This is a genomic window from Polynucleobacter sp. MG-28-Ekke-A2 (assembly GCF_035012985.1).
GTDB lineage: Bacteria > Pseudomonadota > Gammaproteobacteria > Burkholderiales > Burkholderiaceae > Polynucleobacter.
Genome location: NZ_JAYGQU010000007.1, coordinates 111970 through 122484, shown reverse-complemented (window position 1 = coordinate 122484; position 10515 = coordinate 111970). Strand labels below are relative to the sequence as shown.

Annotated in this window: 12 protein-coding genes; 5 read left to right on the top strand and 7 right to left on the bottom strand. The window is 45.9% G+C overall.

Annotation, left to right across the window (positions count from 1 at the left end; translation table 11 throughout):
- Nucleotides 1-117 precede the first annotated feature (117 nt).
- Together VC188_RS06385 and VC188_RS06380 are read right to left on the bottom strand one after the other, a co-directional pair.
- Nucleotides 118-294 carry a SlyX family protein gene (locus VC188_RS06385; RefSeq protein WP_323483407.1) on the bottom strand — a complete coding sequence of 59 codons (177 nt, stop codon included), beginning with the start codon at nucleotides 292-294 and terminating at the stop codon, nucleotides 118-120.
- 10 nt (nucleotides 295-304) lie between these two features.
- The gene (locus tag VC188_RS06380; RefSeq protein ID WP_215320193.1) at nucleotides 305-526 is read right to left on the bottom strand and encodes a hypothetical protein; all 222 of its coding nucleotides are present in this window, start codon (nucleotides 524-526) and stop codon (nucleotides 305-307) included.
- A 33-nt stretch (nucleotides 527-559) separates the two neighbouring features.
- Here VC188_RS06380 and VC188_RS06375 point away from each other — a divergent pair, with 33 nt between their 5' ends.
- The gene (locus tag VC188_RS06375; RefSeq protein WP_323483406.1) at nucleotides 560-1558 is read left to right on the top strand and encodes an LLM class flavin-dependent oxidoreductase; all 999 of its coding nucleotides are present in this window, start codon (nucleotides 560-562) and stop codon (nucleotides 1556-1558) included.
- Here VC188_RS06375 and VC188_RS06370 read toward each other — a convergent pair.
- Together VC188_RS06370 and VC188_RS06365 are read right to left on the bottom strand one after the other, a co-directional pair.
- The gene (locus tag VC188_RS06370; RefSeq protein WP_323483405.1) at nucleotides 1553-1969 is read right to left on the bottom strand and encodes a putative toxin-antitoxin system toxin component, PIN family; all 417 of its coding nucleotides are present in this window, start codon (nucleotides 1967-1969) and stop codon (nucleotides 1553-1555) included. The genes VC188_RS06375 and VC188_RS06370 overlap by 6 nt on opposite strands.
- A gap of 9 nt (nucleotides 1970-1978) precedes the next feature.
- On the bottom strand, nucleotides 1979-2524 hold the full coding sequence (locus VC188_RS06365) for a YaeQ family protein (protein WP_323483404.1): 546 nt from the start codon (nucleotides 2522-2524) through the stop codon (nucleotides 1979-1981).
- A 120-nt stretch (nucleotides 2525-2644) separates the two neighbouring features.
- Here VC188_RS06365 and VC188_RS06360 point away from each other — a divergent pair, with 120 nt between their 5' ends.
- From VC188_RS06360 to VC188_RS06350, 3 genes are all read left to right on the top strand, one after another.
- A complete protein-coding gene (locus tag VC188_RS06360) occupies nucleotides 2645-4258 on the top strand; it encodes an NAD(P)/FAD-dependent oxidoreductase (RefSeq protein WP_323483403.1) in 1614 nt (537 codons plus the stop codon).
- An 18-nt stretch (nucleotides 4259-4276) separates the two neighbouring features.
- Nucleotides 4277-5692 (top strand): oxygen-independent coproporphyrinogen III oxidase, encoded by a 1416-nt coding sequence (gene hemN / locus VC188_RS06355; RefSeq protein ID WP_323483402.1) that lies wholly within the window; start codon nucleotides 4277-4279, stop codon nucleotides 5690-5692.
- 169 nt (nucleotides 5693-5861) lie between these two features.
- Entirely contained in the window at nucleotides 5862-6497 is a 636-nt protein-coding gene (locus tag VC188_RS06350; RefSeq protein WP_323483401.1) for an OmpW/AlkL family protein, read from the top strand.
- A 61-nt stretch (nucleotides 6498-6558) separates the two neighbouring features.
- On the opposite strand, the gene VC188_RS06345 is transcribed toward VC188_RS06350, so the two are convergent.
- Nucleotides 6559-7155: an ATP-binding protein gene (locus tag VC188_RS06345; protein ID WP_323483400.1), complete on the bottom strand. Its 597-nt coding sequence runs from the start codon at nucleotides 7153-7155 to the stop codon at nucleotides 6559-6561.
- 67 nt (nucleotides 7156-7222) lie between these two features.
- On the opposite strand from VC188_RS06345, the gene VC188_RS06340 reads away from it, so the two are divergent.
- Nucleotides 7223-9163 (top strand): ATP-binding cassette domain-containing protein, encoded by a 1941-nt coding sequence (locus tag VC188_RS06340; protein WP_323483399.1) that lies wholly within the window; start codon nucleotides 7223-7225, stop codon nucleotides 9161-9163.
- A gap of 9 nt (nucleotides 9164-9172) precedes the next feature.
- On the opposite strand, the gene VC188_RS06335 is transcribed toward VC188_RS06340, so the two are convergent.
- Both VC188_RS06335 and VC188_RS06330 read right to left on the bottom strand, forming a co-directional pair.
- Nucleotides 9173-9481 (bottom strand): chaperone modulator CbpM, encoded by a 309-nt coding sequence (locus VC188_RS06335; RefSeq protein WP_072583879.1) that lies wholly within the window; start codon nucleotides 9479-9481, stop codon nucleotides 9173-9175.
- 5 nt (nucleotides 9482-9486) lie between these two features.
- Nucleotides 9487-10467 carry a DnaJ C-terminal domain-containing protein gene (locus tag VC188_RS06330; RefSeq protein WP_323483398.1) on the bottom strand — a complete coding sequence of 327 codons (981 nt, stop codon included), beginning with the start codon at nucleotides 10465-10467 and terminating at the stop codon, nucleotides 9487-9489.
- Between the last annotated feature and the right edge of the window lie 48 nt (nucleotides 10468-10515).

Genomic DNA, 10515 nt, shown 5'->3' with positions numbered 1-10515 from the left:
GATCCTTGGCTAGTTCGTTGGCTAAGGCTTGTAATTTACTACGATCCATTGTGTGATGTTCCATGTGGCTATCCTTCTGTGAAGGTTAATTGGCCGAGGGAACTTACACAAATTTATTTACAGGGTCGCGCCGCCGCCTCCACTGCTGCTGGCTTGTTCTTTAATTGCCTTTAATTCTCGATACAGAAATTCGATTTGCTGTTGTTGTTTGTAGACGGTCTCATTGAGTTTCTCAATTAAGTCTTCTGTAAAGCTCAATTTGATTTCTAGATTAGTGATGCGTTCTTCTGACATAACTTACTTTCTATTCTGAGATAAGCTCAAAGCGCCCATCTTCCATTTCTGCTTTGGGTCTAATCCAAAAATCATGCGATTGCATGGATTCGTAAACATATGCTGGCTCCAGATTTGCCTCTACGTTAGCCAAGAAGACCACCTTATAAAATCCACCAGTCTTAATGTGGCGCAATCTACTGCCTGGCTTAAAGAGGCCATCGTCAGGATCGGCCATTTTGGGTTTACTCATGTCAACAATGCACTTTCTCTGTATGATCTAGCGATGGCAAATTCCATCCCATACTCCATTCTAGATATATCTCCGATTCCCCAGGGTTTTACTGCTGCCGATGCACTGCACAACTCTTTGGATGTGGCAAGGCATGCTGAAAAATGGGGCTATACCCGCTATTGGGTGGCAGAGCATCACAATATGACGGGAAATGCGAGCTCTGCAACTGCAGTCTTGATTGGCTATATCGCTGCGGGCACCTCCCATATCCGAGTGGGCTCTGGTGGCGTCATGTTGCCAAATCATGCTCCCTTAGTGATTGCTGAGCAATTTGGCACCCTAGAAGCTTTATACCCGGGAAGAATTGAGCTTGGCTTGGGTCGTGCACCTGGTACCGATCAAATGACTGCCAGGGCATTGCGCAGGGATTTATTGGGTAGCGATGATCGTTTTCCACAGGATGTTCGTGAGTTACAGCATTATTTTGGCCCGCTACAAGAGGGGCAATCTGTAAAAGCAATACCGGGAGTGGATAGCAATGTTCCGATCTGGATTTTAGGTTCTAGTTTGTATGGAGCTCAATTAGCCGCTCACTTTGGCTTACCTTATGCCTTTGCTTCTCACTTTGCGCCAGAGCAACTTTTAGAGGCAATGAAGATTTATCGTGAGCTCTTTAAGCCATCGGCACAACAAGATAAACCCTATTCAGCATTTGTGATGAATGTAGTTGCAGCAGATACAGATGAAGAAGCTCAACATCTATTTACTACTTTGCAACAAAATGTTGTCAGAATGCGGCGCAATACCCGCGGGCAATTACCGCCTCCAATTATTGATATGAATGAATTTTGTGAGCCTCATGAACTAGCAGCGGCAGATCATACCTTGCAGGTTTCAGTAGTTGGTTCGCTGGAGACGGTAAAGAAGGGGATGCGTCGTTGGTTGGATCTTACTGGCGCAAACGAAATCATCTTGACTGGACAAATTTTCGATCATCAGGCTCGTCTCCGATCATTTGAGATTGCCGCACAAGCCGCACAAAGCCTATAAGATCGCTGCGTTGTAATCTGCGGTAATCAATACTTGTTCTTTTGCAGCCTGATTCGCAAATCGCAGCACTGCATTGTCTTTGCTGATTAAGAAGCAGGGCTTTGCAGTGTAAGCAAGGTCTAAAAACACTTGGTCATCTAGGTCTTGGCATATCCAGGGGGCTTTGGCTAAGTTTTTATCATCCATGATTCTTGCTAAACCATGCCATTGCTGGCGAATTTGCTCTTGTTGCACTTCATCGAGCGAAAACAGGGGGCGAGCAATCACATCAGCAAATTCTTCTAAAGTATTTGGAGTTGCGAGTGCATCTATTTTGCCTTCGATCAGCGCTTGCTTTAAATGAAGCGCTCTAAAGTCATTAAAGACAAAAAGATCTAGCAAGACATTGGTATCGAAAACTACTACCTTCATTTTTAAGGCCTATTGATTGTTGCGCCAAATCTCTGGAGTAATGGTGACCTGCCCTTTATCAGAGGAGACGTAAGCTTCACCATCTTGAATATTGACATGGATCACCATGCTGCGCTCAACCAACTTGTTCAGCTCTTCCGCTTGTTCTGCTGGTATAGAGACTATTTGTAAATTACGAGCACGAGTGAGTTTGTTGGCAATGCCATCCCACCAGATTTTGCTGGTATGTCCGCCGTAGCAATAGACAATCACTTGATCAGAACGACCACAGGCTTTCAGAATACGACGCTCGTCTGGTTGGCCGATTTCAATCCACAACTTGATTGCATCGGTAAGATCTTTAATCCACAGATCGGGTTCATCGGTATCACTCAAACCCTTTGTAAACGCTAGATCCTCATTTGCCTGCAATGCAAAGGCGATGATGCGGATCATCATGCGCTGCTCAGTCTCAGAAGGGTGCTTAGCAATAGTTAACGAATGACTGCCATAGTAATGGCGATCAGAATCTGCGACATGAAGGTCGGCTTTGTGGATAGTTGCGCGTAGAGCCATGACCTATTATCGCCTTTATGAACCAACTCCTGGCCTGAGTGAGCTCATAACCAGTATTATTTGGCTTGAGGCTCATGATGAGCCTAGAAATGCCTCAAATTACTGTGTACCGTAAAACCCATGATCCGTATTACTGAATTACGTCTGCCAATTGACCACGCTCCAGAAGCTCTGGAGAAGGCGATATTGAAGCGCCTCAATTTAGACGTTAAAGACTTAATACGATTTGAGGTCTATAAGCGTAGTTACGATGCTCGAAAGAACGTCGCCCTCTCTTTTATCTATACGGTTGACTTATCTGCAAAGCATGAAGAAGTTCTTCTGAAGCAATTTTCTGGAGATATTCATGTAAGACCATCTCCGGATACGAGCTACCACTTTGTAGCAAAAGCCCCTGAAACTATAGACTCTGGAAAAGCGCTGCGCCCAGTAGTCGTTGGATTTGGCCCATGCGGTATTTTTGCCGCTCTAGTATTAGCGCAAATGGGTTTTAAGCCAATTGTCCTTGAGCGTGGCAAGAAAGTTCGTGAACGCACTCAAGATACTTGGGGCCTGTGGCGTAAGAATGTTTTAAATCCAGAATCCAATGTGCAATTTGGAGAGGGCGGGGCTGGTACGTTTTCAGATGGCAAGTTGTACAGCCAGATCAAAGATCCTAAGTTTTATGGACGCAAAGTCATTCATGAGTTTGTGAAAGCTGGTGCTCCTGCAGAAATTACGTATGTAGCTAAGCCGCATATCGGCACCTTCCGCCTAGTTGGCGTAGTAGAGAAGATGCGCCAAGAAATTATTGACTTAGGCGGTGAGATTCGATTCTCGCAAAAAGTAATTGGCTTTGATATTAAGAATGAGCAAATTACCGGGGTCCAGATTGAAGGGCAAGAAGATCTACCTGCCAACCATGTCATCTTGGCTTTGGGGCACAGTGCACGAGATACCTTTGAAGCATTGCATCATGCTGGTGTCTTCATGGAAGCCAAACCTTTCTCTGTTGGTTTTCGGATTGAGCACCCACAATCCCTGATCGATAAAGCACGCCTGGGCCCTCATGCTGGCAATGAGTTAATTGGCGCGGCAGATTACAAATTAGTCCATCACGCCAAAAATGGTCGTTCCGTCTATAGTTTTTGCATGTGCCCTGGTGGGACAGTAGTCGCTGCCACCTCCGAGCCGAATCGAGTTGTAACTAATGGCATGAGTCAATATTCTCGTAATGAACGAAATGCCAATGCGGGAATCGTTGTTGGCATTACTCCAGAAGATTACCCGGGTGGCCCATTGGCGGGAATTGAGTTTCAGCGTGCTATTGAATCAAAGGCTTTTGAATTAGGTGGTAGAACTTATGAAGCGCCGGGTCAACTGATTGGCGACTTTTTAGAAGGCAAGCCTTCAACTCAGTTCGGTAGCGTCATGCCGTCATATAAGCCCGGCGTTCATTTAACGGATCTGGCAGATAGCTTGCCTGCTTATGCCATTGAGGCCATTCGTGAGGCGATTCCCGCTTTTGAAAAGCAAATCAAAGGCTTCTCTATGAAAGATGCTGTTTTAACTGGTGTGGAGACACGCACTTCTTCCCCTTTGCGAATTACTCGAGGCGCCAACTATCAGAGTCTGAATATCAAAGGCCTTTATCCAGCGGGAGAGGGTGCTGGCTATGCCGGTGGAATCTTGTCGGCAGGTGTTGATGGGATTAAGGTAGCAGAAGCAGTCGCGCTAGACTATCTGTCAAAGTAAATATCACATAAGAACCCCATGAATTCTGCAGTAACTCATTCATCGACCGAAGAAAAAGAAGTTCTTTTTCATCCGGAGTTATTGAAGAGGTTTGATATTAATGGACCGCGCTATACCTCTTATCCAAGTGCAGATCGATTTCATGGGGACTTTTCTGAAGCTGATTATCTTGAGGCATTGGAGCGGGTAGCTCAAGCGAATGAGCCGCTGTCCTTATATTTTCATTTGCCGTTTTGCCCCAATATTTGCTATTACTGTGGTTGCAACAAGATCATCACCAAGGATCATGGGCGTAGCGCTAAATATATCAAGTATCTTGCCAAAGAAATGGCCATGGTTACTAAAGCCATGGATGCTCAGAAAAAGATTCCCGTTACGCAATTGCATTGGGGTGGAGGCACGCCTACTTTTTTATCTCATGAAGAGATGACCGAGTTGATGCAGCACACTCGCGAGCATTTTGAACTGCTGCCTGACGGTGAGTATTCAATTGAGATTGATCCACGCCGTGTTACTGAGCAAGATATTGCACTCTTGGCTGATCTGGGCTTTAACCGCATTAGCTTGGGTGTTCAGGATTTCAACTTGGCAGTTCAAGAGGCTGTTCATCGCGTGCAAACGATTGAAGAAACTCAAGCGGTGATGGATTGGTCCCGAAAGTATGGATTTAAATCACGCAGCGTCGATTTAATCTACGGTCTACCAAAGCAAACACCGGAAACGTTTAAAGAAACGGTGGATGCAGTGCTGGCCATGAATCCAGATCGCTTGTCTGTTTACAACTATGCGCATTTGCCGCATATCTTTAAGCCGCAACGCCGCATTGCTGAATCTGATTTGCCTGCTGCTGCTGATAAGTTGGATATTTTGTCTAATACCATCGCACGGTTAGGCGAGGCTGGCTACGTCTTTATTGGCATGGATCATTTTGCTAAGCCTGATGATGAATTGGCTATAGCCCAAAAAGAAGGAAGGTTGCATCGCAACTTCCAGGGTTACTCCACCCAGGCGGAGTGCGATCTTCTGGCATTTGGAATCTCTTCTATTGGTAAAGTGGATGATTGCTACTCTCAGAATGTCCGTACTTTGGATGAATATTACGAAGCATTAGATGCGGGTCGCTTACCGGTACTCCGAGGTTTGCGTCTTGATAAAGATGATCTTCTGCGCCGTGAGTTAATTGGTGAGTTGATGTGCCAATTCGCCTTAGACACCAAAGCGTTTTCAATATCGCATCAAATTGAATTCTCAAATTACTTTAAGACGGAAATGGAAGAACTCAAGAGTCTAGAGGAGGCCGGTCTCCTCAGCTGGGAGGGTGAAAGTATTCTAGTTCCCACGAAGGGTCGCCTCCTGGCTAGACGAGTGGCCATGACTTTTGATCGGCACCTCCGGGAATCCCAGGCTAAAGGGACTTATTCCAAGGTTTTGTAGTGTCAAACCTTAAGCAATTTGATTTAGATCAAATGCACTCAAAAATACTGTTGCTTTTTAGCAAAGAAAAAAATCCCAGGGGCTGTTGATTTGATTTGTATCAAATCGCCCACTCTGTATCAATTCGAAAATGATTTCATCGAAATTGATAACAAAAAGGGAAACCATCATGCGTATTAAGACACTCGTAGCAGCAATGGCTGCTGTAGCATCCTTAGCCCCAATCGCGGCTCAAGCTCAAGCTGAAGAAAATCCATGGATGTTGCGTGTCCGTGCGGTCGACTTGCTTTGGCAAAATGGACAGTCTGGTTTGGTTCAAGCCGCAAACGTAAAAGCTAAAAATCAAGTTATTCCTGAGTTTGATGTTTCTTACTTTTTCACAAAAAATATTGCTGCTGAGTTAGTGTTGACATGGCCGCAACAGGTGAATATTACTTATGGCCCAGGTAATGCCAACGCCGGTAAGATTACAGCTTTACCGCCATCACTTTTAGCCCAGTACCACTTTACTGACTTAGGTGCTTTTAAACCTTATGTTGGCGCTGGCATCAATTACACCATCTTTGGAAATCGTCAAAATTTCCCTGTGCTCGGAAATCAGGTACAAGTTGATCAGTCAAGCGTTGGTTTTGTTGGTCAAGTTGGCATGGATTACATGTTGGATAGAAATTGGGGTTTAAACGTTGATGTGAAATATGCAACTATGAGTACCAATGTAACTGGTAGCGGAGCGCTTGCCGGTGCATCTGGCAAGTTGACATTGAACCCGTGGATGCCAGCAGTTGGCGTAACTTACAAGTTCTAAGAATTCAGTACTTGGGTATTGAGATAGGGCTCCTTAGGGGCTCTATTTTTTTGTCTCAAAATTACCGGGATAAGTCATCGACGAGTTTTTCAAACCCCCCTTCATTAAAGGTGAAATTATTAAACCGATGCAATTTAGCGTGGTCTGGCGGCTCTATTCTCCGCTTAGCATATTGATCCCAGTGAGCAAGCTTCCATTCGTCTCTTGGGTCAGCTCGTTTCTCCATCCGCTTTTTGGCTTCAGACTCCTCTAGGTCAATCCAAGCAATCTGAATAGAGGTCTGTGGGGGCACCCCCAATTTCTGCGCATCAAACATCTTGCCACTCTGAATCTCCTTCGAGAATGGGCCGATCAGAATGACATTTACCCCTAAAAGCAAATTCTCCCTGGCGATATTAATGAGACCTTGGTACTCCCAATCGCGCAGATTCTCAAGGTAGAAAGGGCTGTCACGGTCATTTGGGTTCTGAGTAGTGAGGCCCATGACATGGGCGCTGAAGTCGCCATACACGGTGTCTTTATCTAAAAAGAAAAAATCTTCTCCAGTTTTCTCAATAATCAGAGGCAGAGCCTTTTTGGCTAAAGTCGACTTTCCAGTGCCGGCATGTCCCGCAAAGAGGATCAGGCGGGGCGCATAAGGAGTTAATTTACAGACCATAAGTAGCTAGTCTCGCAGAAATAAGTGGAAATATCTCCTCTTTTAGGGAAGTGACGATAATGTTGCCATGGCCTTAATCGTACTCACTGATGCAAAACTGGCTTTTGGCCACGTTGACCTCCTCGCAAACACTGCTTTTTCACTGGAATCCGGTGAACGTGTTGGCTTAATTGGCCGCAATGGCACTGGTAAATCTTCCTTGTTGAAGATATTGGCTGGTATAGAAAAGCTGGACGATGGTCTCTTGCAGTATCAGCAAGGCCTCAGAATCGCATATGTTCCCCAAGAGCCTATATTTGAGGCGGAAGAGACTATCTTCGAGGCAGTTTCCAAAGGTGTTGCTCAAGCAAAAGCCTTGCGCGAGGAATACGAGGCCCTCAGCGTTGGCGAGTGGGATGATGCCTCCCATGATCGCCTTGACGAAGTGCAATCGCAATTAGAGGCCTTGAGCGGCTGGAATTGGGAGCAACGTGTTTATGAAACATTAGACCGTTTGCACTTGGAGTCTGATCTCAAAATCAATACACTTTCTGGCGGTACTAAGAAACGGGTTGCCTTAGCGCGTGCTTTAGTTGAGATGCCTGACGTGCTACTACTTGATGAGCCAACCAACCATTTGGATTTGGATTCGATTGCGTGGTTGGAAGAACTTCTTAAGGAGTATCAGGGTTCAGTAATTTTGATTACCCATGATCGCGCCTTCTTGGATAACGTCTGCACCCAGATTGTTGAGCTCGATCGCGGCATTCTGCGCAGTTACCCAGGTAACTTTACTCAATATGAAGTATTAAAAGAGCAAGAGCTCAACTCTGAATCCTTAGCTAATGCTCGTGCCGATAAATTATTGGCGCAAGAAGAGGTCTGGATTCGTAAAGGGGTTGAGGCTCGCCGTACTCGAAGCGTTGCCCGAATTGCCCGTTTAGAAAAATTACGGAGTAGCCGTGCCGAACGCAGAGATGCGATGGGGCAGGTGAAGTTGGCTGTTTCTGCAGGAGATCGAAGCGGCAAGATTGTGGCTGATCTTCAAAACGTCAGCAAAACCTACGACCGTCCAATCGTGAAAGATTTCACGGCAACGATTTTGCGCGGCGATAAGGTTGGTTTACTGGGTCCTAATGGCGCAGGTAAAACAACTTTGCTGAAATTAATTTTGGGAACTATTGTGCCAGACTCCGGCACTGCAACTATGGGTACACGTATTGAGGTGGCTTACTTCGACCAAATGCGCGAAGGTTTAGATCTGAATGCTTCGCTGGAAGATTACATTAGCCCAGGGAGTGAGTGGATTGAAATCAATGGAAATAAAAAGCACGTTAAGAGTTACCTGAGCGATTTCTTATTTGCTCCAGAGAGAACCAATTCCCCGGTAAGTACTTTGTCGGGCGGTGAGCGTAATCGTTTATTGCTAGCACGTCTATTTGCGCGGCCTGCAAACGTCTTGGTCTTGGATGAACCAACAAATGACTTGGATATTGATACTTTGGATTTGCTTGAGCAACTCCTGCAAGACTATAAGGGCACGGTCTTCTTGGTCAGTCATGACCGTTACTTCCTAGATAACGTCGTCACCAGCATTATTGCCAACGAAGGTGATGGCTTCTGGCGTGAGTACGAGGGGGGTTATGAGGATTGGAAAATCCAGAAAGCGCGCTCAGACAAAATTCGTGCAGCGAATGGAAATGCCAATGCCAACTCGAAAGCTGTAGAAAAAGTTGAAGCCAAAGCAGAGGCAAAGGTAGAAGTTAAGGCGGAAGTTAAGCCTATAGCTAAAAGTGGGGTTCAGAAACTCAATGGTAAAGAGCGCCAAGAACTGGAAGTTTTGCCATTACAGATTGAGACATTGGAAACTGAGCAGACCGATATTGGTATTGCTATGAGCAATCCCGATCTCTATAAAAATGAACCTGAGTTGGCAGCGAGCATGCAAGCGCGCTTGAGTGAAATCACTGCTGACTTAGATCAAAAGCTGCAACGCTGGGAGCAGCTATTGAGTCTTTCAGAGTCTTAGTGCTATAGCCTAGTCGCGCGGTAAACGAGCGCGCAACTGGGCGATTTCATCAAGCAGGTCTAGCGCCAAGGCAACCCCAGGCACATTTAATTCAAGATCATGGGTAAGGTGTGCTGCGGTTTTTGCTCTTCGCAAAGAGTCGCCACTGAAGCGCCAATCCTGAGGTGAAGAGCCAGCTGGACTTAAAACACCTTCGGACACCCAAGTCATGATGAGATCTTCTGGTGTGCGGGATGCATGGGAGAGCTCCACAATGGTCATGTGCACCTCATTCTCTACAACAGCGCCTTCAATCCAAGTGATATTAGTTTGTGTCATATCAATCATCCCTTCAGGTGTGTTCTAGGATTGAAATCAAAAGCCTTCTCAAAGGCTTGATAAGCTTCTTTTTGTGATTCAGTATCAGCAGGAGGTAAGGCGATAGAAGGTACCGCATATAAATCACCTGGCTCTGAACTTGGTATGCCTTTACCTTTAAGGCGCATCTTTCGACCAGCAACAGTTCCTGCGGGGATCTTCAATTCTAAAGTGCTGCCTGCAGGAGTGGGGACGTTGACGGTAGTACCGAGTGCCGCTTCCCACGGTGCCAAAGGAATATCGATGAAGACATCTTTGCCTTCTACGCGATAAATAGCGTTAGGATGAAATTCAATTTCGAGATAGAGGTCACCAGCAGGGCCCTCGCCAACACCAGGACCACCTTGTCCGGAGAGTCGCAAATTTTGTCCGGCCTTAATGCCTTTAGGAATACTGACATCTAACTTGCGTTCTTGGGTGCTGACGTGGCCACTCGCATCTTGCACGGGCATATGCAATGCAATAGTGCGCTTAGCTCCGTTATATGCATCAGCGAGATCAATCAAAATTTTGGCGTGATGATCTTGGCCTTTGAAATTCATACCCTGGCGAGGATTGCCACCACGACCACCTTGGCGATGTTTGCCGCGACCAAACAGAGATTCAAAGAACTCACTTTGATCACCTTCAAAGCCACCACCATAACCTGGATGACCACCACCAAAACTGTCATCAGAATAGTCAAAGCCTTCATTCCAATTTGGGGGAGGGGTAAAGTCTTGACCGTTTTTCCAGTTCTCACCAAAGCGATCGTAGGCTGCACGTTTCTCAGTGTCCTTTAATACGGCATAAGCTTCGCCGATTTGCTTGAATTGTTCTTCAGCACCAGGCTCTTTATTAACATCCGGATGGAACTTGCGCGCCATCTTGCGATAGGCTGATTTAATCTCAGCTTCAGTGGCGCCACGAGCTACGCCAAGAGTTTCGTAGTAATCCCTAAATTTCATAAGCCTGTTTCAGTTCGGTTTCTGCCTGGGTTAAGCTAATAGGATTGA

What these genes read in the sequence shown, in the direction of transcription:
- VC188_RS06385 (WP_323483407.1), bottom strand. Translation starts at nt 294, where the DNA reads ATGTCAGAAGAACGCATCACTAATCTAGAAATCAAATTGAGCTTTACA.
- VC188_RS06380 (WP_215320193.1), bottom strand. Translation starts at nt 526, where the DNA reads ATGAGTAAACCCAAAATGGCCGATCCTGACGATGGCCTCTTTAAGCCA.
- VC188_RS06375 (WP_323483406.1), top strand. Translation starts at nt 560, where the DNA reads ATGGCAAATTCCATCCCATACTCCATTCTAGATATATCTCCGATTCCC.
- VC188_RS06370 (WP_323483405.1), bottom strand. Translation starts at nt 1,969, where the DNA reads ATGAAGGTAGTAGTTTTCGATACCAATGTCTTGCTAGATCTTTTTGTC.
- VC188_RS06365 (WP_323483404.1), bottom strand. Translation starts at nt 2,524, where the DNA reads ATGGCTCTACGCGCAACTATCCACAAAGCCGACCTTCATGTCGCAGAT.
- VC188_RS06360 (WP_323483403.1), top strand. Translation starts at nt 2,645, where the DNA reads ATGATCCGTATTACTGAATTACGTCTGCCAATTGACCACGCTCCAGAA.
- hemN (WP_323483402.1), top strand. Translation starts at nt 4,277, where the DNA reads ATGAATTCTGCAGTAACTCATTCATCGACCGAAGAAAAAGAAGTTCTT.
- VC188_RS06350 (WP_323483401.1), top strand. Translation starts at nt 5,862, where the DNA reads ATGCGTATTAAGACACTCGTAGCAGCAATGGCTGCTGTAGCATCCTTA.
- VC188_RS06345 (WP_323483400.1), bottom strand. Translation starts at nt 7,155, where the DNA reads ATGGTCTGTAAATTAACTCCTTATGCGCCCCGCCTGATCCTCTTTGCG.
- VC188_RS06340 (WP_323483399.1), top strand. Translation starts at nt 7,223, where the DNA reads ATGGCCTTAATCGTACTCACTGATGCAAAACTGGCTTTTGGCCACGTT.
- VC188_RS06335 (WP_072583879.1), bottom strand. Translation starts at nt 9,481, where the DNA reads ATGACACAAACTAATATCACTTGGATTGAAGGCGCTGTTGTAGAGAAT.
- VC188_RS06330 (WP_323483398.1), bottom strand. Translation starts at nt 10,467, where the DNA reads ATGAAATTTAGGGATTACTACGAAACTCTTGGCGTAGCTCGTGGCGCC.